The sequence below is a fragment of the Pseudomonas sp. Z003-0.4C(8344-21) genome, assembly GCF_900104975.1.
GTDB lineage: Bacteria > Pseudomonadota > Gammaproteobacteria > Pseudomonadales > Pseudomonadaceae > Aquipseudomonas > Aquipseudomonas granadensis.
The window spans coordinates 149,351-172,845 of sequence record NZ_LT629756.1; the positions used below are offsets into that span (position 1 = coordinate 149,351).

The window sequence follows — 23,495 nt, forward strand, 5'->3', positions numbered from 1 at the left end:
AGCGATGACCATGAAAAATCTCGTTATCGCCACCCTGGCGCTGCTCGGCAGTGCCTCCCTTCAGGCAGCGGAAGTAGATCAGAATCTGATCAAGCAAGGCGAATACCTCGCCCGCGCCGGTGATTGCGTGGCTTGCCACACCGCGAAAAACGGCAAGCAGTTCGCCGGCGGCCTGCCGATGGAAACGCCGATCGGCACGATCTACTCGACCAACATCACCCCGGACAAATCCGGTATCGGTGATTACAGCTTCGAGGACTTTGACCAGGCCGTGCGTCATGGCGTGGCCAAAAACGGCAGCACGTTGTACCCGGCGATGCCGTATCCATCCTACGCCCGGGTCAACCAAGCCGACATGCAAGCGCTGTACGCGTATTTCATGCATGGCGTGGCTCCGGTCGCGCAGGAGAACAAGGCCAGCGACATCCCGTGGCCGCTGAGCATGCGCTGGCCGCTGATGGGCTGGCGCTGGCTGTTTGCGCCCAAGGTCGAGGACTTCACGGCTACGGGTGAGGATGCGGTAATCAACCGCGGCGCTTATCTGGTTGAAGGCCTCGGCCACTGCGGCGCCTGCCACACGCCGCGCGCCCTGACCATGCAGGAAAAATCCCTCAGCGCATCGGATGGCAAAACCTTTCTCGCCGGCAGTGCGCCGCTGGAAGGCTGGATCGCCAAGAGCCTGCGCGGCGACCACAAGGACGGCCTCGGCAGCTGGAGCGAGGAGCAACTGGTGCAATTCCTCAAGACCGGCCGCAGTGATCGCAGCGCGGTGTTCGGCGGCATGAGCGACGTGGTCACGCACAGCATGCAGTACATGACCGACGCCGACCTGACCGCCATCGCCCGTTATCTGAAGTCGCTGCCGGCCAGCGACCCTTCGGATCAGCCACATCAGTACGATGAAAAAGCCGCCAAAGCGCTGTGGAACGGTGACGACAGTCAGCGTGGCGCTTCGGTGTACATCGACAACTGCGCGGCGTGCCACCGCACCGACGGGCACGGCTACACCCGCGTGTTCCCGGCGCTGGCGGGCAATCCGGTGTTGCAGACGGACGATCCGACTTCGTTGATCCACATCGTCCTCAAGGGCGGCACGCTGCCGGCCACGCACACTGCGCCATCGACCTTTACCATGCCCGGCTTCGCCTGGCGCCTGTCGGATCAGGAAGTCGCGGATGTGGTGAGTTTCATTCGTGGCAGTTGGGGCAACAAGGGCACACCGGTGAGCGCCAAAGACGTCGCCAACCTGCGCAGCAATGACATGGAAACCATGTCGCCGAATGATCTTGGTCAAGTGACCGAGCATCAATAAAACAAAACCCTGCATGAGCTTTTCATGCAGGGTTTTTATTTAAAGCGGTGAGCGTAAATCCAACTTACGGATTGACGATACTCACATACGCCTTGGCCAGCGCAATCAACTTTTCCTTGTCATCGCTATCGATATCACCGTCGCCGTCTACATCATTTTTGTTGCTGCGAATAGTGAAGGTCTTGCCACGATCAGCAGACACTGCGACCACGTAACTCGAGTCGACCAAGGCCTCGGTGGGCTGCTCCTGCTCGGCGTCCCAGCCCAATTCCTTGCGTGCCAGTTGCAGGGAAACAATGGTGTTGGGCTCGGAGGCATTGGGCAACATCATTTGCATGAAAACGCCACGTTGATTAAGAAACGACATGAACTAAATCCTTTTTGTTTTTGTAACCCATCTTGGGTCCACTTAAGTGCTGAAGATTATCTGCGGTAACTTTGCACAACAACCCAGTATGTGTATCGCCGGTTGTCTCTTGTTTGCGGATCAAGAAAGGGCAGTGGACTCATCGCTGAACGGTACTGGATCAGACACCCCTCACTCGGCTACTGTATGTCCATACAGACCGAGAGCAGCATCATGATCACTCCACCGCCTCGCGGTCGCGGCACCGCAACCAACCCGCACAACCGCTTCGCGCCTAACCGTTCGGTGGCCGAGGATGACGGCTGGTATCAGGAAGTGCCTGAAACGCAGAACACCGAGGTGCTGATCGAAACCGCAAAAACCATCATCACCCGCAACGCTTCGCCAGACCTGCCCTTCGACCGTTCGATCAATCCCTATCGCGGCTGCGAGCACGGCTGCATTTATTGCTACGCGCGGCCCAGCCATGCCTATTGGGACATGTCGCCGGGGCTGGATTTCGAAACCCGGCTGATTGCCAAGACCAACGCCGCGCAAGTGCTGGAAGAGCAATTGAGCAAGAAAGGCTATCAATGCGCGCCGATCAATCTGGGCTCCAACACCGATCCGTATCAGCCGATCGAACGCGAATACAAAATTACCCGGCAGACCCTCGAAGTGCTGCTGCGCTATCGGCATCCAGTGACCATCGTCACCAAAGGTTCGCTGATCCTGCGTGATCTGGATCTGCTCACCGAACTGGCGCAACAACGGCTGGTGAAAGTGATGATCAGCCTGACCACCCTGGATGACGAACTCAAACGCATTCTTGAACCCCGTGCCGCCGCGCCGAAGGCACGTTTGCGCGCGATCCGGGTGATGCGCGAGGCCGGGATTCCGGTCGGCGTGCTCTGTTCGCCGATGATTCCGATGATCAATGACAGCGAAATCGAAAGCCTGCTCAGCGAAGCCCACGCTGCCGGCGCGCAAAGCGCGGCGTACATGATGCTGCGCCTGCCGCTGGAAGTGGCGCCACTGTTCGAGGAATGGCTGGCCGCACATTATCCGCAACGCGCCGCCCACGTCCTGAGCCTGATCCGCCAGAGCCGCGGCGGCGAGCTCTACGACAGCCGTTTCGGTGCGCGCATGCGTGGCGAAGGCATTTTTGCCGAGCTGCTCGCGCAGCGTTTTGCCAAGGCCATCAAACGCCTTGGCTTGAATCATCGCGAAGGTTACGACCTCAATTGCACAGCCTTCTGTCCGCCGGGTCGCCAGATGTCGCTGATTTAGCGACAATTGACTCAGGGTTGTGGGTTGGAATCCTTCTGCCGAAATTCCCGGTCACGTTTTTGTGACCTGGAACACACGTTCTAGAGCGTTTGATTCAGTTTGAGTTAAGTTTCGGCAGCTACCTTGTTCATCGAGTGACTGACGGGTCGGGATGACCCGGATGGTTTAAACAGCCACTGGCTTCATACCGGAATACCGGGGGAAGACCCCCTGAATCCGCCAAAGAGGATGAATCATGAGTGACAAGGATAAACAGTCGTTGGCTGCCTCGGCGCAAAGCCCTGAAGCGGAATCCGCCGATGCAGCACTGCGACAGATCGTTGATGGCTTTTTACGCTTTCATCATGACGTTTTTCCCCAGCAGGAAGAACTGTTCAAGAAACTCGCTACGGCCCAGGCGCCCAAAGCGATGTTCATCACCTGCGCTGACTCGCGCATCGTACCCGAGCTGATCACCCAGAGTTCGCCTGGCGATCTGTTCGTGACCCGTAACGTCGGCAACGTCGTGCCACCCTACGGGCAGATGAACGGCGGCGTTTCCACCGCGATCGAATATGCGGTGCTGGCGCTTGGCGTGCAGCACATCATCATCTGCGGCCATTCCGATTGCGGTGCCATGCGTGCGGTACTCAACCCGGACAGCCTGGAAAAAATGCCGACGGTCAAAGCCTGGCTGCGCCACGCCGAAGTGGCGAAAACCATGGTGCATGACAACTGCAACTGCACCGACGAAAAAGAAAGCATGCCGATCCTCACCGAGGAAAACGTCATCGCCCAGCTGCAGCACTTGCGTACCCATCCTTCGGTAGCCTCGCGCATGGCGAACGGTCATCTGTTCATCCATGGCTGGGTCTACAACATCGAAACCAGCGAAATCAAAGCTTACGACGCAGATCAGGGTCGTTTCCTGCCGCTTGATGGCAGCCATCCGATACCGGTCGCGACGCCCAAAGCGCGCTTCTAACTCTTCCTAAACATCTGTGTGGTTTGACGCCGGCCGCTGATTCAGCGGCCCGGCCTCGCCATGCCTGAAGAAAACTTCGGGAGAATCGCCATGCGTGCGGCTCAATTGAAAGCGGTGTTGCCTCGGGAGCTGCTCGCTTCCGTGGTTGTGTTTCTGGTCGCCCTGCCGCTGTGCATGGGTATTGCGATTGCCTCAGGGTTACCGCCGGCCAAAGGTCTGATCACCGGAATCATCGGTGGCCTGGTAGTCGGTTGGTTGGCGGGGTCGCCGTTGCAGGTCAGCGGGCCGGCGGCGGGGCTGGCGGTGTTGGTCTTCGAACTGGTGCGCCAGCACGGCATCGAGATGCTCGGGCCGATTCTGTTGCTGGCCGGTTTTCTGCAACTGGTCGCCGGGCGCCTGAAGCTCGGTTGCTGGTTCCGGGTCACGGCGCCAGCGGTGGTCTACGGCATGCTGGCGGGAATTGGCGTGCTGATTGTGCTGTCGCAGGTGCACGTGATGCTCGATGCCAAGCCGCAACCGTCAGGGCTGGATAACCTCACGGCATTCCCGGCGGCGGTGGCGCAAGCCCTGCCGTCGTTTGGCTGGCAGGCCGGGGTGCTCGGGCTCGCGACGATTGCGGTGATGTGGCTGTGGGAAAAATTCCGCCCGCATTCGCTGCGTTTCGTTCCCGGTGCGCTGCTGGGTGTAGGCCTGGCGACGGCCGTGAGTCTGCTGCTGGCCTTGCAGGTCAAGCGTGTGGAAGTGCCGGCGAATCTGGCCGAAGCCATCGATTGGCTCAAGCCCGCCGACCTGATGAGCCTCGCCGACCCGACGCTGCTGATTGCTGCGTTCGCCGTGGCGTTCATCGCCAGCGCCGAAACCCTGTTGTCCGCCGCCGCGGTGGACCGAATGCACAGCGGCGTGCGCTCGGATTTCGACCGTGAACTGTCGGCGCAAGGTGTCGGCAACATGCTCTGCGGGCTGGTCGGTGCGTTACCGATGACCGGCGTAATCGTGCGCAGTTCGGCCAACGTTCAGGCCGGTGCGACCACGCGCTACTCGACGATTTTCCATGGACTGTGGCTGCTGGCGTTCGTGCTGTTGCTCTCGAGTGTGCTGCAGAGCATTCCGGTAGCCAGTCTGGCCGGCGTGCTGGTGTACACCGGGTTCAAACTGGTCGATCTCAAGGCATTTCGCCGCTTGGGTCGCTACGGAAGGATGCCGATGTTCACCTACGCCGCGACGGCGCTGGCGATCATCTTTACCGACTTGTTGACCGGCGTGCTGATCGGTTTCGGCCTGACGTTGTTGAAGCTGGCATTCAAGGCCTCGCGCCTGAAAATCAGCCTGATCGATCTGCCACAGGACGGCGAGATGGAGTTGCGCCTGATCGGCGCGGCGACGTTCCTCAAAGTGCCGGCGCTGACCCAGGTGCTGAACACCATTCCCCACGGCACGACCGTTCATGTGCCGCTGAATAACCTGAGTTATATCGACCACTCGTGTCTGGAACTGCTCGAGGAATGGGGCCGGGCGAATGCGGCAAAAGGGTCGAAGCTGTTGATCGAGTCGCGAGGATTGAAGCGCAGGCTTGAAGGCAGGGTTCGGACCAATACCGGGATTGGTGCAGCCGGTTAAACTCCGGGTTGAACTCAACCCCTGCAGGAGTGAGCCTGCTCGCGATGGCGGCGGATCAATCAACAAAGATGTTGAATGTTCTATCCACATCGCGAGCAGGCTCACTCCTACATTAGGATCGTGTTTGACTCAGGCAGCCGGCTGATCCAGCTCCAGCCCCACACCCAACCGCCGGCTCATGCACGGCCAGCGTTTCCACGCAGCGCCTGTGTCCGGGCTGCTGAGTTTGTCGCGGTAGGCTTCTACCGACTCCAGGGCAAAACTCTCGTCGTTGAGCATCTCGTCGATGGCGTGGTGCACCGCTTCGTCCAGTTGGTTGGCAAATGCCTCACCGATCAATTGGTGAGCAATCAGATTGGCCACCGTCATGTCCAGGGGGATCAATGGCTGGCCGAAATGCTTGATGTACAGGTCGTTGACCTCTTCGACAAAACGGTGCGCCAGATAGGCTTCGTCGAGCAGGCTGTCCAGGCCGACATGCCCGGCCATGATGGCCGGCGGCTGGAGGAAATACTGCTCGGCGATTTTCAGCACCGGTTTGATCTGCGATTCGATTCCCGCTTCCCTGGCGACTTCATTGGCTGCATCCAGCAGATCGGGTACTTCATCGATGTAGGCGGCGACAAAACGCGTCAGCACGCCGTTGGCGTCGGCTTCCGGCAACTGGATCGCCGGGTGCAGGTGAGGCAGCTTGCTTTCCAGCTGACGGGTCAGCAGGCCGGTATCCTTTTCGTGTTGTTGGGCTTTTTGGATCTGCTCGCGCAATGCGGCGGTGTTCATGAAAACTCCAGGAAACAAGGCAATGAAATAGGGAAGACATAACTTAGCTGGCTTACGAAAAACGCTAAGACGCATTTGTCATAATTATTTCATCCTTGATGCAGCTGCGTTATATCCATTCGCCACCACTCGTCTGCATCCTTCTCCATTCGTGCCCTTGAACGCAAGCGCAGGCTGTTTCAGATGATTTACGTGCTCGGGTTGCAATTTCCCGACGCTGTCTATACTCGCCAATGAATGGAGTTAGCTGATGACGCCCGACTGCACCCGCAGCAAGGCCCGGCGATTCAAGTTCGTAGTCTGATGCAGCCGCTCCCTTGCCGCAGGCGTATGCCGGCGGGATAACAAGAACGATAAGGGGAACCCGCAATGATGCGACATCCACATGTCTGGATGGGCCTCCTGTTGTGGTCGATATTCAGCCAGGCCAATGCGGCCTGGACGGTGAATATGGCGCCTGGAGCGACTGAAATCAGTCACGCAGTATTCGACCTGCACATGACCATTTTCTGGATCTGTGTGGTGATCGGGATCATCGTCTTCGGCGCCATGTTCTGGTCGATGATGGTGCACCGCCGTTCCACCGGCCAGGTCGCCGCAAAATTCCACGAAAGCACCGGCGTCGAAATCATGTGGACCATTGTGCCGCTGCTGATTCTGGTGGCCATGGCCGTCCCCGCCACCGCAACACTGATCAAGATGTACGACACCAGTGAGCCGGATATCGATATCCAGGTCACCGGTTATCAGTGGAAGTGGCACTACAAATATCTGGGTCAGGACGTCGAGTTCTTCAGCAACCTGGCCACCCCCGCCGAGCAGATCCACAACAAGGAAGCCAAAGGCGAGCACTACTTGCTCGAGGTCGACAAGCCATTGGTGCTGCCGATCGGCGCCAAGGTGCGCTTCCTCGTCACCTCCGCCGACGTTATTCACTCATGGTGGGTGCCGGCGTTCGCGGTCAAGCGCGATGCGATCCCCGGTTTCGTCAACGAAGCCTGGACCCGTATCGACAAGCCCGGCCTGTACCGTGGCCAGTGCGCCGAGTTGTGCGGCAAGGACCATGGCTTCATGCCGATCGTGGTCGAGGTCAAGGAGCAGGCCGACTACGAAAAATGGCTCGCCGAGCGCAAGGCCGAAGCGGCGCAGCTCAAAGAACTGACCAGCAAGGAATGGACCCTCGACGAACTCAAGGAGCGCGGCGACAAGGTCTACCACACCACTTGCGTGGCTTGTCACCAGGCCGAAGGCCAGGGCCTGCCGCCGATGTTCCCGGCGCTCAAGGGCTCGAAAATCGCCACCGGACCGATCAAGGATCACCTGGGCATTGTCTTCCACGGCAAACCCGGTACCGCCATGGCGGCGTTCGGCAAGCAACTGTCGGAAGTCGATATCGCTGCGGTCGTGACCTATGAACGTAACGCCTGGGGCAACAACAAGGGCGACATGGTCACGCCCAAGGAAGTGCTGGAGCTGAAACAGGCGGAAAGCCAATGAGCCGGTCTATTGCGTACTTCGTCAATCGCTCGGGGCCGCGTGCCCCGGCAAACCCAGTTCACTCACCTGAAGGAGACCGGCCATGAGCGCTGTCATCGATGACCACGGTCACGCCGACCACGCCCACGGCCCCGCCAAAGGCCTGATGCGCTGGGTGCTGACCACCAACCACAAGGACATCGGCACGCTGTACCTGTGGTTCGCGTTCTGCATGTTCCTGCTCGGCGGCTCGTTCGCCATGGTGATTCGCGCCGAGCTGTTCCAGCCCGGTTTGCAGATCGTTCAGCCGGAATTCTTCAACCAGATGACCACCATGCACGGTCTGGTCATGGTGTTCGGTGCGGTGATGCCGGCGTTCGTCGGCCTCGCCAACTGGATGATTCCGCTGATGGTCGGCGCGCCGGACATGGCCCTGCCACGGATGAACAACTTCAGCTTCTGGTTGCTGCCGGCGGCGTTTCTGCTGCTGGTCTCGACCTTGTTCACGCCGGGCGGCGGGCCGAATTTCGGCTGGACGTTCTATGCGCCGCTGTCGACGACCTATGCGCCGGAAAGCGTGACGTTCTTCATTTTTGCCATTCACCTGATGGGCATCAGCTCGATCATGGGCGCGATCAACGTGGTCGCGACCATTCTCAACTTGCGCGCCCCCGGCATGACCCTGATGAAAATGCCGCTGTTCGTCTGGACCTGGCTGATCACCGCATTCCTGCTGATCGCGGTGATGCCGGTGCTGGCCGGGTGCGTGACGATGATGCTGATGGACATCCACTTCGGTACCAGTTTCTTCAGCGCTGCCGGCGGTGGTGACCCGGTGCTGTTCCAGCATGTGTTCTGGTTCTTCGGCCACCCCGAGGTGTACATCATGATCCTGCCGGCCTTCGGCGCGGTCAGCCAGATCATCCCGACCTTCGCGCGCAAACCGCTGTTCGGTTACACCTCGATGGTTTACGCCACAGCGAGCATCGCCTTCCTGTCGTTCATCGTCTGGGCGCACCACATGTTTGTGGTCGGCATTCCGCTGGTGGGCGAATTGTTCTTCATGTACGCGACCATGCTGATCGCCGTACCGACGGGGGTGAAGGTGTTCAACTGGGCCAGCACCATGTGGCAGGGCTCGATGACCTTCGAGACGCCGATGCTGTTCGCGGTGGCGTTCGTGATTCTGTTCTCCATCGGCGGTTTCTCCGGGCTGATGCTGGCGATCGCTCCGGCGGACTTCCAGTACCAGGACACCTACTTCGTCGTTGCGCACTTCCACTACGTACTGGTGCCGGGGGCGATCTTCGGCATCTTCGCCTCGGCCTATTACTGGCTGCCGAAATGGACCGGGCACATGTACGACGAAACTCTCGGCAAGCTGCATTTCTGGCTCTCGTTCGTCGGCATGAACCTGACTTTCTTCCCGATGCACTTCGTCGGGCTGGCAGGCATGCCGCGACGGATTCCGGACTACAACCTGCAATTTGCCGACTTCAACATGGTCTCGTCGATCGGCGCGTTCATGTTCGGCGCCACGCAGATCTTCTTCCTGTTCATCGTCATCAAAACCATTCGTGGCGGCGCACCGGCCCCGGCCAAACCGTGGGATGGCGCCGAAGGCCTGGAGTGGAGCGTGCCGTCGCCGGCGCCGTATCACACCTTTACCACGCCGCCGGAAGTGAAATGAACACCTTCAGCCTTGTGAAAATCTATGTGGGAGCTGGCTTGCCAGCGATGGCTGCCTGCCTGACACACCGCGGGGGTGCTATCGCTGGCAAGCCAGCTCCCACAGGGTTCTCGGCAGAGGTCAAACACCATGGCTGACTCGATCTCGCTGAAAAAACTGGTCACTCGCCTGTTACTGGTGGTGGTGGCGATGTTCGTCTTCGGTTTTGCCCTGGTGCCGATCTACGACGTGATGTGCAAGGCCTTCGGCATCAACGGCAAGACCGGCGGGCAGTACGAGGGCGAGCAAGTGGTCGACACTTCGCGCCAGGTGCGCGTGCAGTTTCTCTCGACCAACACCGCCGACATGCCATGGGATTTCTATCCCAAGCATGACGAACTGACCGCCAACCCCGGTGCGGTCAACGAGATGGTGTTCATTGCGCGCAACCCCACCGACAAGCCGATGAGTGCGCAAGCGGTGCCGAGCATCGCGCCGAGCAACGCGGCGGCGTTCTTCCACAAGACCGAATGCTTTTGCTTTACCCAGCAGGTGCTGCAGCCCGGTGAACAAATCGAAATGCCGGTGCGTTTCATCGTTGACCGCGACATGCCCAAGGAAGTGAAGCACCTGACGCTGTCCTACACGCTGTTCGATATCACCGCCCGACATCCACCGGTGGCTGTTAATACCGGCGGTTGAGCGTGGCCGATAAGGAGAACAATAAATGGCAACTCATGAGCATTATTACGTCCCGGCCCAGAGCAAATGGCCGATTATCGCCACGCTCGGGATGTTCGTCACCGTGTACGGCCTGGCTACTTGGTTCAACGATCTGAAGGCAGCGCGCCCGGATTCCCACGGCCCGCTGATCTTTTTCGTCGGCGGGCTGTTGCTGGCGTACATGCTTTTCGGCTGGTTCGGCGCGGTGATCAAGGAAAGCCGCGCGGGACTCTACAGCCCGCAGCTGGACCGCTCGTTTCGCTGGGGCATGAGCTGGTTCATCTTTTCCGAGGTGATGTTCTTTGTCGCCTTCTTCGGCGCGCTCTTTTATATCCGTACGGTTTCCGCGCCGGGTCTGGCCGGCGAAGGCAGCAAGGGCGTGTCGGAAATGCTCTGGCCGAACTTCGAGTACGTCTGGCCATTACTGAACAATCCGGACCCGAAACTTTTCCCGCCACCCAAGGATGTCATCAGCCCGTGGGGCCTGCCGCTGATCAACACCATTCTGCTGGTCAGCTCCAGCGTGACCATCACCATCGCCCACCACGCCTTGAAGAAGGGCCATCGCGGCGCGCTGAAACTGTGGCTGGCGATCACCGTGCTGCTGGGCATCGCGTTCCTTGGCTTCCAGGCCGAGGAATACATTCATGCCTACAAGGAGCTGGGACTGACCCTCGGTTCGGGGATCTACGGCGCGACGTTCTTCATGCTCACCGGCTTCCACGGCGCCCACGTGACCATCGGCACGATCATTCTGTTCGTGATGCTGATGCGGATCATGAAGGGCCATTTCGACAACGAGCATCAGTTCGGCTTCGAAGCGGCGAGCTGGTATTGGCACTTCGTCGACGTGGTGTGGATCGGCTTGTTCTTCTTCGTTTATGTGCTCTGAAAACAGCTGCAAGTTGCTAGCTGCAAGCTTCAAGTCAAAGCGCGATGGCTCCCAACTTGTAGCTTGCCGCTTGTAGCTTGCAACTACCACGGTACGTGGGACAGCAGCTGCAAGCCGCTAGCTTCAAGCTTCAAGCTCAAGCGGTAAAGCTTTTACTTGTAGCTTGTAGCTGACCGCTTGCAGCTACCACGGTACGTGGGACACCAGTTGGCCGCTGTAGAAACCCCAGGCGATCAGGCCGACGGTGACGGCGGCCAAGGCCACCCGAACACTCAAGGCGATGACCAGGCGATTGGAGCTGCTGTCGTCCTTGACCAGGAAAAACAGGCCGCTGAACAGGCTGATCACCGTGGCAATCAGCATCAGGACGATCGCTGCTTTGAGCATGGGAAGAACTCCGGGGGACAGGCGATGCAGTTGAGTATAGCGAGCGCGACGACTGACTTTGTGGCGCGGCCATGAAGCGCTTCCGGCCGGGGGTGATACCGACCGTAATGGTCGCGTTGTTGCTGCCGCTGATGATCGCGCTGGGCTTTTGGCAACTGGGCCGCGGCGCGGAGAAAACCGCGCTGCTGGCCAGCTATGCCGAGCGCCGTGCGGCCGAACCGATGGCCAGCAGCGAACTCGCAACCAGCGCCGATCCGGCTTATCGCCGCGTGCGTCTGCACGGCCAATTCGATGCCGCGCACAGCTTGTTGCTCGATAACCGCCAGCGTGGCGGCAAGGTTGGCGTCGAGTTGCTGCAACCGTTTCAGGATCAGCGCAGCGGGTTGTGGCTGCTGGTCAATCGCGGCTGGCTGCCGTGGCCGGATCGCCGTGTGGCGCCGCAGTTCTCCACGCCTACTGATGCGCTGACGCTCGACGCCTGGGTCTACGTCGCCCCCGGCGCGACGTTCCAATTGCATGCCGATCCGGTCAGCCGCACCTGGCCGCAAACCGTCACCGCCGTCGAGCCGGGCAAGCTCTGGCAAACGCTTGAGCGCGACGGCTTCGCCTATGAAGTGCGCGCCGAACCCGGCCCGGCCAGCTACCGGACCGACTGGCCCGTTGTCGCGATGGGCCCGGAAAAACATCTCGGCTACGCCGTGCAGTGGTTCGCCATGGCGACCGCCCTGCTCGGTCTCTACGTTTATTTGGGCTTGCACAACGCAAAGGAGAAGCACCATGGGAACGGCCATGAATCCACCCAGCATGTCTGAAGCCAAACCTGCCGTCAGCCGCCGTCGCGGACGCATCCAGCTGCTGTTGATTGTCCTCGGCGTGGTCGGGCCGATGATCCTCGCCACCGGCATGTACAAATTGCAGTTCTGGGTGCCCGAGGGCCGCAGCTATCACGGCGAACTGATCGGCAACGGCCAGACCCGCGCCGACCTCGGCGTGCAGGCGGACGAGGAGCGCTGGCAATTGCTGGTGACGGCGCCGACAGCGTGTGCGGTGGATTGCCAGCAACTGGTGTATCTGGCGCGGCAGATCCAGATCGGTCTCGGCCGCGAAGCCGGGCGCGCCAGCCATGCCCTTGCCGCGACGCAACCACTGAGCGCTGACTACGAGGCCAAGCTCACACGCGAATATCCGCAACTGCAGCGCTATCCGCTGGACGCTGCCGCCTTCAGCAAGGCCACCGGCGATAAAGCCACGCCACAACTGTGGATCATCGACCCGCACGGCAATCTGGTGCTGCGCTACGAACCGAACGTGAAAGGCAAGGATCTGCTCAACGACCTGCGGCATCTGCTGAAACTGTCCAACATCGGATAAGGGCATCGTCATGGCCAAACCTGGATTTCGCCTCGCGCTGTTTGCCACCCTGCTGGCACTGATTGTGGTGCTGCTCGGCGCCTACACGCGCCTGACCCACGCCGGCCTCGGCTGCCCCGACTGGCCGGGTTGCTACGGGTTTATCAGCGTGCCGAAAAGCGAGGCGCAACTGGCCCATGCCGAACTGCATTACCCGGACTCGCCGGTGGAAGCGCACAAGGGCTGGAACGAGATGATCCACCGTTATTTCGCCGGCACCCTCGGGTTGCTGATTGCCGTATTGGCCGGGCGCGCCTGGGTCAATCGCCGCCACCCGGGGCTGCCGTTGAAGCTGCCGCTGTTTCTGCTGGCAGTGGTGTTTGCACAAGCGGCGTTCGGCATGTGGACGGTGACGCTCAAGCTCTGGCCGCAGGTGGTCACCGGGCATTTGCTCGGCGGTTTTGCGACCTTGAGCCTGCTGTTTCTGCTGACGCTGCGCTTGTCCGGCGTACTGCCGGCGCTGACCGTGCCCAGGCGTTTGCAATATTGGGCCACGGCCGGGTTGTTGCTGGTCATCGGCCAGATTGCTCTCGGCGGCTGGGTCAGCTCCAACTACGCCGCGGTGGCGTGCATCGACTTCCCGACCTGCCATGGGCAATGGCTGCCGCCGGCGGATTTCGCCAATGGGTTTCACCTGACTCAACACATCGGCCCGAATTATCTGGGCGGGCAACTCGACAGTGATGCGCGCACCGCGATTCACCTGACCCATCGCATCGGCGCGCTGCTCGTGACCGCTGTGCTGCTCGGCCTGGCCTGGCAGTTGAAAGCAGTGGGCATGACGCGCCTGGCCGGGCTGGTGCTGGTGGCCCTCGCCGCGCAAATCAGCCTCGGTATCAGCAACGTGCTGTTCCATCTGCCGCTGGCGGTCGCGGTCGCGCACAACATCGGGGGCGCGGCGCTGTTGCTGAGCATGGTGCTGGTCAATTATCACGCGCGCACCCGCCTCGTCCGGGTCACCCGACCGGCGCTCGCACGCTGGCACCTCAGCCCGCGTAAACACGCCGTCGCGCCCATTGCACTTAAAGGAGAAACGCCATGGCGAGTCTGACCGGCGCGCGCGCGACGCAAGCGCTGTGGCGCGATTATCTGGAGCTGACCAAACCGAAAGTCGTGGTGCTGATGCTGATCACCTCGCTGGTCGGCATGTTCCTCGCCACCCGCGCCGGCGTGCCGTGGACGGTGCTGGTGTTTGGCAATCTCGGTATTGCGCTGTGCGCGGGCGGCGCGGCGGCGGTCAATCATGTGGTCGATCGGCGCATCGATGCGGTGATGGCGCGTACGCACAAACGGCCATTGGTCGAGGGCCGGGTTTCACCGGCGGCAGCGCTGACGTTTGCGCTGGTGCTGGCGCTGCTCGGTCAGGCCTTGTTGCTGACCTTCACCAACCCGCTGACGGCGTGGCTGACCCTCGCCTCGTTGCTTGGTTACGCGGTGGTTTACACCGGTTTCCTCAAACGCGCGACGCCGCAAAATATCGTCATCGGCGGCCTCGCCGGCGCCGCACCGCCATTGCTCGGCTGGACCGCCGCCACCGGTCACGTCAGCGCCGAACCGCTGCTGCTGGTGTTGATCATTTTCGCCTGGACGCCGCCGCATTTCTGGGCGCTGGCCATCCACCGCAAAGAGGAATACGCCAAGGCCGACATTCCAATGCTGCCGGTGACGCACGGGGAGCACTACACCAAAGTGCACATTCTGCTGTACACCTTTGCGCTGCTGGCGGTGAGTCTGTTGCCGTACGTGATTCACATGAGCGGCATGCTTTACCTGATCTGCGCCCTCGCCCTCGGCGCCAGGTTTCTGCAATGGGCCGTGGTGCTGTACCGTGGCACTCGGCCGCACGCGGCGATCAACACCTTCAAGTACTCTATTTGGTACTTGTTCCTGTTGTTCATCGCCCTGCTCGTAGACCACTACTTACTGTTGAACCTATGACCCGAACCCAGAAAACCGTTTTCATCCTCGTCGCCGTCATCGCGCTGATCCTGGGCCTGACCGTCAACAAAGTGCTGAGCGGCAAAGGCCAGGGCGACCCGACCGCGCTGATCGACGCCGGAATCATTCTGCTGCCGCAAAGCCGCACCCTGCCGGACGTGACCATGACCGATCAGGACGGCAAACCGCTGGCCATCAATGAACTGCAGGGCAAATGGAGCCTGTTGTTTTTCGGCTACACCTTCTGCCCGGACATCTGCCCGACCACGCTTGCGCAACTGCGCCAGATCAAGAGCGAATTGCCCAAGGATGCGGTGGACAAGCTGCAGATCGTGCTGGTCAGCGTTGACCCGAACCGCGATACGCCAAAACAGTTGAAGCAGTACCTGGGGTATTTCGATCCGCAGTTCATTGGCCTGACGCCGACCTCGATCGAGGAGCTGCAGAAGGTTGCCAATGCGGTGAGCATTCCGTTTATCCCGGCCGACACCAGCAAGCCCAATTACACGGTGGATCACAGCGGCAATCTGGCGGTGATCGGCCCGGACGGCAAGCAGCGCGGGTTTATCCGGGCGCCGCTGAACAATGCCAAGCTGGTTGCGCAACTTCCGCAAATGCTTAACCGCAAATAAGAACACCGCAGATTCATTGTAGGAGCGAGCCTGCTCGCGATGGCGTCGGCATATCCAACATTGATGTGACAGGCACACCGCGATCGCGAGCAGGCTCACTCCTACAGGGGCCATATTCCAGGCAAAAAAAGGGGCGCATCAAATGCGCCCCTTTTTCATTTGCAACTACCGAAATCAGAACGCCGGCAACACCGCACCCTTGTACTTCTCGGTGATGAACTGCTTCACCTCCGGACTGTGCAGCGCAGCCGCCAGTTTCTTCATCGCGTCGCTGTCCTTGTTGTCCGCGCGGGACACGAGGATGTTCACGTACGGTGAGTCGTTACCTTCGATCACCAGCGCATCCTTGGACGGATCGAGCTTGGCTTCCAGCGCGTAATTGGTGTTGATCAGCGCCAGATCGACCTGGGTCAGCACACGCGGGATGGTCGCGGCTTCCAGTTCACGGAATTTCAGGTCTTTGGGGTTTTCGGCGATGTCTTTGATGGTCGACAGAATGTTGGTCGGATCCTTCAAAGTGATCACGCCGGCCTTGGCCAGCAGCAACAACGCACGGCCGCCGTTGGTGGCGTCGTTCGGGATGACCACATTGGCGCCGCCCTGAAGATCCTTCAGATCCTTGAGCTTGTTTGAATAGGCGCCCAGCGGCTCCAGGTGTACGCCGGTAACGGAAACGAGGCTGGTGCCCTTGGCCTTGTTGAACTCATCGAGGTACGGCTGGTGCTGGAAGAAGTTCGCGTCCAGACGCTTCTCCGCCACCTGCACGTTTGGCTGAATGTAGTCGGTGAATACCTTGACCTTCAGATCCACGCCTTCCTTGGCCAGCGCCGGTTTGACGAACTCGAGGATTTCCGCGTGCGGCACCGGGGTGGCGGCAACGGTCAGGGTTTCGGCTTGCGCCGAGAATGCTGCAACGGCAGCAAAAGCAGCGATCAGTTTTTTCATTCAGCGAACTCCTTGTGATGGCGCTCGCCAGCGAATGGCCCGCGCCTCTCTTGATTAAAAACCGCTTATTTGCGCGAGAAATGCACGACCAGTCGATCGCCGACCATCTGCAACACCTGCACCAGAATCAGCAACAGCACCACAGTGACGATCATCACGTCGGTCTGGAAACGCTGGTAACCGAAACGGATCGCCAGGTCACCCAGCCCACCGGCGCCGACCACACCGGCCATCGCCGTGTAGGACACCAGTGTAATCGCCGTCACCGTAATCGCCGCGAAGATGCCCGGGCGTGCTTCCGGCAGCAGGGCATTGACGATGATTTGCCGCGTGGTCGCGCCCATCGACTGGGTCGCTTCGATGATGCCGCGATCAACCTCACGCAGCGCGGTTTCCACCAGCCGCGCGAAGAACGGCGTGGCACCGACCACCAGTGGCGGAATCGCACCGGCCACGCCCAACGACGTGCCAGTGATCAGCACGGTGAACGGGATCATCACGATCAGCAGAATAATGAACGGCAGCGAACGCAGGATGTTCACCATAACCGACAGGATCGCGTAGAGGACTCGGTTCTCCAGCAACTGACGCGGGCTGCAGAGAAACAGCAGCACGCCCAGTGGCAGACCGAGCAGAACCGTAAACAACAGCGAGCCGCCGAGCATCAGCAAAGTGTCGTTGGTGGCGAGGCCGATTTCGAGCCAGTCGATGTTCTGAAAGAACAGCTTGATGGCTTCTATCGCGGCGTCGTATTGCTTGATTGCAGCGTCAAACATTTCCATTAGCGCAATACCTCCATGTGAACGTCAGCGGCGGTGAAGCGGGCAAAGGCCGCTTCCATGTCGCCACCGGTGACGGCGAGGGTCAATTGCCCGTACGGAATGTCTTTGATGCGATCGATGCGACCGGCAAGGATGCTGTAGTCGACGCCGGTTTCCCGGGCGACGGTACCGAGCAACGGCGCGTAGGTCGCTTCGCCCTGGAAGGTCAGACGCACGATGCGGCCCGGCACGTGAGCAAAATCGTCGCGCTGCTCGCTTTCGTCGATCTGCTCGCTCTCCTGGACGAAACGCTTGGTGGTCGGGTGCTGCGGATGCAGGAACACATCGGCCACCGAACCCTGCTCGACGATCACACCGGCGTCCATCACCGCCACCTGGTCGCAGACACGGCGAATCACGTCCATTTCGTGGGTGATCAGGACGATGGTCAGTTTCAGTTCGCGGTTGATCTCGGCCAGCAGTTGCAGCACCGAGGCGGTGGTCTGCGGGTCGAGGGCGCTGGTGGCCTCGTCGCACAGCAGAATCTTCGGTTTGGTCGCCAGCGCACGGGCAATGCCGACGCGCTGTTTCTGGCCGCCGGACAATTGTGCCGGGTATTTCTTCGCGTGATCGGACAGACCAACCCGCGCGAGCAATTCGGCGACGCGTTTGTCGATGTCGCTGCCCGACAGTTCGCCGGCCAGGGTCAGCGGCAACGCGACGTTATCCGCGACCGTCTTCGACGCCAGCAGGTTGAAGTGCTGAAAGATCATCCCGACTTGCTGGCGGAAACGGCGCAGGCCGTTGGCGTCCAGCGCGGTGACTTCTTCGCCGTCGACAATGATCTTGCCGCCGCTGGAATCTTCCAGGCGATTGATCAGACGCAGCAGGGTACTTTTTCCCGCACCGGAATGGCCAATCAGGCCGAACACCTGACCGTTCTCGATGGTGAGACTGGTCGGGTGCAGCGCGGGGATGTCCTTACCGGCGACGCGGTAAGTCTTGTGCACGTTTTGAAACTCGATCACGTAGCGAACCTTGTGGGGCGCGTTGGAAAAGGATCAGCGGTTAGCCGGGCGCGCATTTTAGCCTGTCCGTATAGAGGTTCTTAGCATTTATTTCGCAATTAACCTTCGATTTGGCAATAACGCGATCAAAGGTCAGATAAACGGAACGGCTGAAACGCTCGCCAGTCACTAAGTAAGCGACTTGAAACCCTGGGTGCCGTGCCCGGGAATCACTCAAGGGTCTGCGGAAGGCATCCGGGGCCAAACGAGGAGTTTACGTCTGATGAGCATCAAAAAGCCTGCACCCGCTAAAAGCGAACTGGCCGGGACCGATACCCCGGATCGCGCCAACACCAACGCCAAGCTCGAGAGCCTGGAAGAATTCCGTTCCGACGCAACCGGTCAGGCCCTTCGCACCAATCAGGGCGTGAAGATCGCCGATAACCAGAACACTCTAAAAGCCGGGCCACGCGGGCCGTCGCTGCTGGAAGACTTCATCATGCGTGAGAAAATCACGCACTTTGACCATGAGCGCATTCCCGAGCGCATTGTTCACGCCCGCGGCACTGGTGCCCATGGTTTCTTTCAGAGCTACGAGAACCACGCGGCACTGACCAAGGCCGGTTTCCTGCAGGACCCGGGCAAGAAAACCCCGGTTTTCGTGCGCTTTTCCACGGTACAGGGCCCGCGCGGTTCCGGCGATACCGTGCGTGACGTACGAGGGTTTGCGGTGAAGTTTTTCACCGACGAAGGCAACTTCGACCTGGTCGGCAACAACATGCCGGTGTTCTTCATTCAGGACGCGATCAAGTTTCCCGACTTCGTCCACGCGGTGAAACCCGAACCGCACAATGAAATTCCTACCGGCGGCTCGGCTCACGACACCTTCTGGGACTTCGTCTCGCTGGTGCCGGAATCCGCGCACATGGTGATCTGGGCGATGTCCGACCGGGCCATCCCGAAAAGCCTGCGCAGCATGCAGGGTTTCGGCGTGCACACCTTCCGCCTGATCAACGCAGAGGGCAAATCGCGCTTCGTCAAATTCCACTGGCGCCCGACTGCCGGCACCTGCTCGCTGGTGTGGGATGAGGCGCAGAAGCTGGCTGGTAAAGACACCGACTACCACCGTCGGGACCTGTGGGAGTCGATCGAAATGGGCGACTACCCGGAATGGGAACTTGGCGTACAGATCGTCGAAGAGGAAAACGAACACGCCTTCGATTTCGACATTCTCGATCCGACCAAGATCATCCCCGAAGAAATCGTGCCGATCACGCCGCTGGGCAAAATGACCCTCAACCGCAACCCGGACAACTTCTTTGCCGAAGTCGAACAGGTCGCGTTCTGCCCGGGCCATATCGTGCCGGGCATCGACTTCTCCAACGACCCGCTGCTGCAGGGCCGGCTGTTTTCCTACACCGACACGCAGATCAGCCGACTCGGCGGGCCGAACTTTCACGAGTTGCCGATCAACCGCCCGGTGGCGCCGTTCCACAACGGCCAGCGCGACGCCCAGCACCGCACCACCATCGACAAGGGCCGCGCCTCCTATGAGCCGAACTCGATCGATGGCGGCTGGCCGAAAGAAACCCCGCCGGCCGCGCAGGACGGTGGTTTCGAGAGCTATCCGGAGCGCATCGACGCCGCCAAGATCCGCCAGCGCAGCGAGTCGTTCGGCGACCACTTCTCCCAGGCGCGGCTGTTCTTCAACAGCATGAGCGACCACGAGAAGGAGCACATCATCGCCGCCTACAGCTTCGAGCTGGGCAAGGTCGAGCGCGAGTTCATCCGCGCACGGGAAGTGAACGAAATTCTCGCCAATATCGACCTGACGCTAGCGAAGCGCGTCGCGGAAAACCTCGGTTTGCCAGCGCCAACCCAGGGCACCGTCGAGGTTCGCAAGACCTCACTGGAACGCTCGCCAGCGCTGAGCCAGGCCAACCTGCTGCCGGGTGATATCAAAACGCGCAAAGTGGCGATTCTCGCTGCAAACGGCGTAGACAGCGCGGCCATCGATGCGATGAAGAACGCGCTGAAAGCCGAAGGCGCCCACGCCAAAGTACTCGGCCCGACATCAGCGCCGGTGAAAACTGCGGATGGCAAGGCATTGCCGGTGGATGCGTCGATGGAAGGCATGCCGTCGATCGCCTTCGACGCGGTGTTCGTGCCGGGTGGCGCGGCGTCGATCAAGGCACTGAGCGCTGACGGCGTGGCGTTGCATTACCTGCTTGAGGCCTACAAACACCTGAAGGCGATTGCGCTGCACGGCGACGCCAAGCAGTTGCAGGATTTGCTCAAACTGGAGGCGGATGCCGGGTTGTTGCAGGGCGTGGATGTGGCTGCGCTGACCAAGCCGTTCTTCGCCGCGATTGGCGAGCATCGGGTTTGGGCGCGGGAGCCTAAAGCCAAGGCGATTCCCGCCTGAAAAATCTTCGCTGACAGTAACAACGCCATCGCGGGCAAGCCCGCTCCCACAGAGTCATATTGTCCTTGTGGGAGCGGGCTTGCCCGCGATGCTTTTTATGGCTTGCGCGGGCTTAAAACCATCTGCGCCGGCACCGTGCGCACAATCTGCTTCTCGATCTGCAAATCAAAGTCCGGATTGAGCTTTTTAACCCGTTTGCTCAGCAACGTCGCCAGCCACGGATAATCCGCCGTGCGCGGCGCTTGAATGCTGACGGCACATTCGTAATTCACGACATCGGCGGCGATCGCGTCGAGTTGCCGCTGAAGCTTGTGGATATCATGGATGTTCAGCGCAACCGTGGTGCTTTCGGCGGTCGGGTCGATCACCCTGGCTTTCGGCCGGGCTTCGGCGGCGAGTAATGCAGCCTCGGCCTTTTCCAGCTCGGCCTTGCGCGCTTCGGTGATGGCGCCGTTGACGCCACCGGTCAGCGCTGGCGCCTTGGGCATCAGCACACGGGCGCGGCTTAACGCGGTGGCTGCGGCGTTGACATCGCCCTTCTGCAGCACGATCTGACTGCGGCGCAGGTACGCCTCGGCCAGTTGCCGCTGGTATTGCTCAAGGGACTGATCGTTCGGGGTTGCGGCCTGCAAAGCGGCCAACTGGTCTTCGGCGGTGGCCAGTTCGCTGCTGGCCAGGCTTTGCTCCAGCTGTGCGATGGCCGTAGCCCGCGCGTCGGGGACTTCAGCCACCGGCGGCGTACTTTGGCAGGCGCCCAGCAGCACGGAAAATGCGACAAGGAGCAGATAACGGGAGGCGAACGGCTTCATTCCTGCGACTCTCTAATTGCGCAAAAAGCGAGCAAGTCTACACCCCTCGACGGGGCAGAACAAAACTCAGCAGAAACAGTGCGGCGGCCGTCACAACGATTGACGGCCCCGCCGGGGTGTCCTTGAACCACGACAGCGCCAGCCCGCCACACACCGCGAGCATGCCCAGCAGGCTCGCGCCCAGCGCCATCTGCTCGGGCGAGCGGGCGTGACGCTGTGCCGCAGCCGCCGGGATGATCAGCAGCGAAGTAATCAGCAACACCCCGACGATTTTCATCGCCACTGCGATCACCACCGCGATCAACAGCATGAGTGCCATGCGCAGGCCGGCCACCGGCAGTCCTTCGACCCGCGCCAGTTCTTCGTGCACGGTAACCGCCAGCAAGGGCCGCCACAGCGTCACCAGCAACACCAGCACCGCCGCCGTGCCGCCGAGAATCCACGCCAGATCGGTCGGGCTGATCGCCAGCAGGTCGCCGAACAGATAGGCCATCAGGTCGATCCGCACTTCATGCATGAAGCTTAGTACCACCAGACCGAGCGAGAGGGTGCTCGGTGCAAGAATTCCCAACAACGTGTCGGAGGCCAGCGGCTGGCGCTGCTGCAAGGTCACCAGCAACACCGCCAGCAGCAGGCAACCGACCGTCACCGCCACCGTCGGGCTGACATCCAGCAAAAAGCCCAGGGCCACGCCGAGCAACGCGGCGTGGGACAGGGTGTCGCCGAAATAAGCCATGCGCCGCCACACCACGAACGAACCCAACGGCCCTGCCACCAGCGCCAATGCCAGACCTGCAAGCAGGGCATACAACAGAAAATCAGCCATGCTTGCAGTGGTCTCCGTGAACATGGGGTTGCCCGGCAACCGGGCCTTTGACCACCGAACCGTGCAGGTCGTGGGCGTGGTCGTGATGGTGGTGATAGATCGCCAGGCTCGGCGCGTTCTTGCCGAACAGTTCAACGAACGCCGGGTCGCCGCTGACCTGCTCGGGATGCCCGGAGCAGCAGACGTGACGATTGAGGCAAACCACCTGATCGGTGGTGCTCATGACCAGATGCAGATCGTGGGAAACCATCAACACACCGCAGCCATGGCGGTCGCGCAGGCGGGTGATCAGGCTGTACAGCTCGGCCTGCCCGGCGACGTCGACGCCTTGCACCGGTTCGTCGAGCACCAGCAGTTCTGGTTCACGCAGCAATGCCCGAGCGAGCAATACGCGCTGCATTTCACCGCCGGAAACGCTTTGCACCGGGCTGTCGATCACATGCTCGGCGCCGACTTCCTTCAACGCAGCCAATGCACGCGGACGATCAACACCTGGCACCAGGCGCAGAAAGCGCAACACCGAGAGCGGCAGGGTTGGATCGACATGCAGTTTCTGCGGCATATAGCCAACGCGCAGTTTCGGCTTGCGCCAGACGCTGCCGCTGTCCGGTTTGAGCAAGCCGAGCACGGCGCGCACCAGCGTGGTCTTGCCAGCGCCGTTGGGGCCGATCAGGGTGACGATCTGCCCCGGCTCGACGCTCAGTTCGATGTTGTCCAGCACGGTCTGCCCGGCAAATGTCACGGCGACCTGTTCCAGACGGATCAGCGCGTTGCTCATCAAGCCCCCTGGCAACCGGAGCACAGGCCGACGACTTCGACGGTCTGCGCTTCAACGATGAAGCCAACATCCCTGGCGCTGTTGATGATCGCGTCGCTGATCACTTTTTGTTCAAGCTCAATGGCAGCGTGGCACACCCGGCAGATCAGGAACTGGCCCTGATGCGCGTGCTCCGGGTGGACGCAACCGACGAAGGCGTTGAGCGACGAAATGCGGTGCACCAGACCGTTTTCCAGGAGGAAATCCAGTGCCCGATAAACGGTCGGCGGCGCGGCGCGGCGGCCGTCCTGCTCGCTGAGTACGGCAAGAATGTCGTAGGCGCCCAGCGGCTTGTGGCTCTGCCAGACCAGCTCCAGCACCCGCCGGCGCAAGGCAGTCAAGCGCAGGCCCTTCTGGGCGCACAAGGTATCGGCCTCGGACAGAGCGCTGTGCACGCAATGTGAGTGGTCGTGGGGACGGCTGGCGATCGGTGTAATAGGCATGGGCGGCGACGAGTTTTGATAGAGAC

Annotated in this window: 23 protein-coding genes and 1 pseudogene; 14 read left to right on the forward strand and 10 right to left on the reverse strand. The window is 60.7% G+C overall.

Annotated features, from left to right (window positions below; all coding sequences use genetic code 11):
- The first annotated feature begins 10 nt into the window (after positions 1-10).
- Positions 11-1,312: a c-type cytochrome gene (locus tag BLU24_RS00640; protein ID WP_093096205.1), complete on the forward strand. Its 1,302-nt coding sequence runs from the start codon at positions 11-13 to the stop codon at positions 1,310-1,312.
- 64 nt (positions 1,313-1,376) lie between these two features.
- Here BLU24_RS00640 and BLU24_RS00645 read toward each other — a convergent pair whose 3' ends face one another.
- On the reverse strand, positions 1,377-1,679 hold the full coding sequence (locus BLU24_RS00645; protein WP_090287993.1) for a hypothetical protein: 303 nt from the start codon (positions 1,677-1,679) through the stop codon (positions 1,377-1,379).
- A gap of 213 nt (positions 1,680-1,892) precedes the next feature.
- Between BLU24_RS00645 and BLU24_RS00650 the strand changes: the two genes are divergently transcribed.
- From BLU24_RS00650 to BLU24_RS00660, 3 genes are all read left to right on the forward strand, one after another.
- Positions 1,893-2,948, forward strand: coding sequence for a PA0069 family radical SAM protein (locus BLU24_RS00650; RefSeq protein WP_093106331.1), 1,056 nt, complete (start codon positions 1,893-1,895; stop codon positions 2,946-2,948).
- A 235-nt stretch (positions 2,949-3,183) separates the two neighbouring features.
- The gene (locus tag BLU24_RS00655) at positions 3,184-3,912 is read left to right on the forward strand and encodes a carbonic anhydrase (protein WP_093096212.1); all 729 of its coding nucleotides are present in this window, start codon (positions 3,184-3,186) and stop codon (positions 3,910-3,912) included.
- A gap of 90 nt (positions 3,913-4,002) precedes the next feature.
- Positions 4,003-5,529: a SulP family inorganic anion transporter gene (locus BLU24_RS00660; RefSeq protein WP_093096219.1), complete on the forward strand. Its 1,527-nt coding sequence runs from the start codon at positions 4,003-4,005 to the stop codon at positions 5,527-5,529.
- A gap of 129 nt (positions 5,530-5,658) precedes the next feature.
- Here the strand turns inward: BLU24_RS00660 and BLU24_RS00665 are convergent, their stop codons facing one another.
- The gene (locus BLU24_RS00665) at positions 5,659-6,309 is read right to left on the reverse strand and encodes a hypothetical protein (RefSeq protein ID WP_093096227.1); all 651 of its coding nucleotides are present in this window, start codon (positions 6,307-6,309) and stop codon (positions 5,659-5,661) included.
- A 369-nt stretch (positions 6,310-6,678) separates the two neighbouring features.
- On the opposite strand from BLU24_RS00665, the gene coxB reads away from it, so the two are divergent.
- The 4 genes from coxB to BLU24_RS00685 all read left to right on the forward strand — a co-directional run bounded on the left by coxB (position 6,679) and on the right by BLU24_RS00685 (position 11,069).
- Positions 6,679-7,806 (forward strand): cytochrome c oxidase subunit II, encoded by a 1,128-nt coding sequence (gene coxB / locus BLU24_RS00670; RefSeq protein WP_090287983.1) that lies wholly within the window; start codon positions 6,679-6,681, stop codon positions 7,804-7,806.
- Between the two features lie 82 nt (positions 7,807-7,888).
- Entirely contained in the window at positions 7,889-9,475 is a 1,587-nt protein-coding gene (gene ctaD / locus BLU24_RS00675) for a cytochrome c oxidase subunit I (protein WP_016772327.1), read from the forward strand.
- Positions 9,476-9,604: 129 nt separating this feature from the next.
- Positions 9,605-10,156: a cytochrome c oxidase assembly protein gene (locus tag BLU24_RS00680; RefSeq protein ID WP_039757111.1), complete on the forward strand. Its 552-nt coding sequence runs from the start codon at positions 9,605-9,607 to the stop codon at positions 10,154-10,156.
- Positions 10,157-10,181: 25 nt separating this feature from the next.
- Complete coding sequence (locus BLU24_RS00685; RefSeq protein ID WP_093096231.1) at positions 10,182-11,069, forward strand: cytochrome c oxidase subunit 3; 888 nt, start codon at positions 10,182-10,184, stop codon at positions 11,067-11,069.
- Between the two features lie 183 nt (positions 11,070-11,252).
- Here BLU24_RS00685 and BLU24_RS00690 read toward each other — a convergent pair whose 3' ends face one another.
- Positions 11,253-11,456: a twin transmembrane helix small protein gene (locus BLU24_RS00690; RefSeq protein WP_090287978.1), complete on the reverse strand. Its 204-nt coding sequence runs from the start codon at positions 11,454-11,456 to the stop codon at positions 11,253-11,255.
- Between the two features lie 71 nt (positions 11,457-11,527).
- On the opposite strand from BLU24_RS00690, the gene BLU24_RS00695 reads away from it, so the two are divergent.
- From BLU24_RS00695 to BLU24_RS00715, 5 genes and pseudogenes are all read left to right on the forward strand, one after another.
- A complete protein-coding gene (locus tag BLU24_RS00695) occupies positions 11,528-12,268 on the forward strand; it encodes an SURF1 family protein (protein WP_093096234.1) in 741 nt (246 codons plus the stop codon).
- Positions 12,234-12,827: a hypothetical protein gene (locus BLU24_RS00700; RefSeq protein ID WP_093106335.1), complete on the forward strand. Its 594-nt coding sequence runs from the start codon at positions 12,234-12,236 to the stop codon at positions 12,825-12,827. The genes BLU24_RS00695 and BLU24_RS00700 overlap by 35 nt, the downstream gene beginning before the upstream one ends.
- A 10-nt stretch (positions 12,828-12,837) precedes the next feature.
- Positions 12,838-13,828: pseudogene (locus BLU24_RS00705) on the forward strand (COX15/CtaA family protein); the annotation flags it as partial.
- 76 nt (positions 13,829-13,904) lie between these two features.
- On the forward strand, positions 13,905-14,804 hold the full coding sequence (gene cyoE / locus BLU24_RS00710) for a heme o synthase (protein ID WP_093096246.1): 900 nt from the start codon (positions 13,905-13,907) through the stop codon (positions 14,802-14,804).
- Positions 14,801-15,436 carry an SCO family protein gene (locus tag BLU24_RS00715; RefSeq protein WP_093096250.1) on the forward strand — a complete coding sequence of 212 codons (636 nt, stop codon included), beginning with the start codon at positions 14,801-14,803 and terminating at the stop codon, positions 15,434-15,436. The genes cyoE and BLU24_RS00715 overlap by 4 nt, the downstream gene beginning before the upstream one ends.
- Positions 15,437-15,610: 174 nt before the next feature.
- On the opposite strand, the gene BLU24_RS00720 is transcribed toward BLU24_RS00715, so the two are convergent.
- The 3 genes from BLU24_RS00720 to BLU24_RS00730 all read right to left on the reverse strand — a co-directional run bounded on the left by BLU24_RS00720 (position 15,611) and on the right by BLU24_RS00730 (position 18,170).
- Positions 15,611-16,381 (reverse strand): MetQ/NlpA family ABC transporter substrate-binding protein, encoded by a 771-nt coding sequence (locus BLU24_RS00720; protein WP_093096255.1) that lies wholly within the window; start codon positions 16,379-16,381, stop codon positions 15,611-15,613.
- Positions 16,382-16,446: 65 nt separating this feature from the next.
- Complete coding sequence (locus BLU24_RS00725) at positions 16,447-17,157, reverse strand: methionine ABC transporter permease (protein ID WP_172833304.1); 711 nt, start codon at positions 17,155-17,157, stop codon at positions 16,447-16,449.
- Between the two features lie 5 nt (positions 17,158-17,162).
- A complete protein-coding gene (locus tag BLU24_RS00730; protein WP_090287964.1) occupies positions 17,163-18,170 on the reverse strand; it encodes a methionine ABC transporter ATP-binding protein in 1,008 nt (335 codons plus the stop codon).
- Between the two features lie 262 nt (positions 18,171-18,432).
- On the opposite strand from BLU24_RS00730, the gene katE reads away from it, so the two are divergent.
- Positions 18,433-20,574: a catalase HPII gene (gene katE / locus BLU24_RS00735; RefSeq protein WP_093096260.1), complete on the forward strand. Its 2,142-nt coding sequence runs from the start codon at positions 18,433-18,435 to the stop codon at positions 20,572-20,574.
- 95 nt (positions 20,575-20,669) lie between these two features.
- On the opposite strand, the gene BLU24_RS00740 is transcribed toward katE, so the two are convergent.
- The 4 genes from BLU24_RS00740 to BLU24_RS00755 are packed head-to-tail and all read right to left on the reverse strand — an operon-like array spanning position 20,670 to position 23,469.
- Positions 20,670-21,383, reverse strand: coding sequence for a PA5502 family lipoprotein (locus tag BLU24_RS00740; protein ID WP_093096264.1), 714 nt, complete (start codon positions 21,381-21,383; stop codon positions 20,670-20,672).
- A 37-nt stretch (positions 21,384-21,420) separates the two neighbouring features.
- Positions 21,421-22,209, reverse strand: a complete 789-nt coding sequence (gene znuB / locus BLU24_RS00745) for a zinc ABC transporter permease subunit ZnuB (RefSeq protein WP_090287957.1) — start codon at positions 22,207-22,209, stop codon at positions 21,421-21,423.
- On the reverse strand, positions 22,202-22,987 hold the full coding sequence (znuC, locus tag BLU24_RS00750; protein WP_093096270.1) for a zinc ABC transporter ATP-binding protein ZnuC: 786 nt from the start codon (positions 22,985-22,987) through the stop codon (positions 22,202-22,204). The genes znuB and znuC overlap by 8 nt, the downstream gene beginning before the upstream one ends.
- Complete coding sequence (locus BLU24_RS00755; protein ID WP_090287953.1) at positions 22,987-23,469, reverse strand: Fur family transcriptional regulator; 483 nt, start codon at positions 23,467-23,469, stop codon at positions 22,987-22,989. The genes znuC and BLU24_RS00755 overlap by 1 nt, the downstream gene beginning before the upstream one ends.
- Positions 23,470-23,495 lie beyond the last annotated feature (26 nt).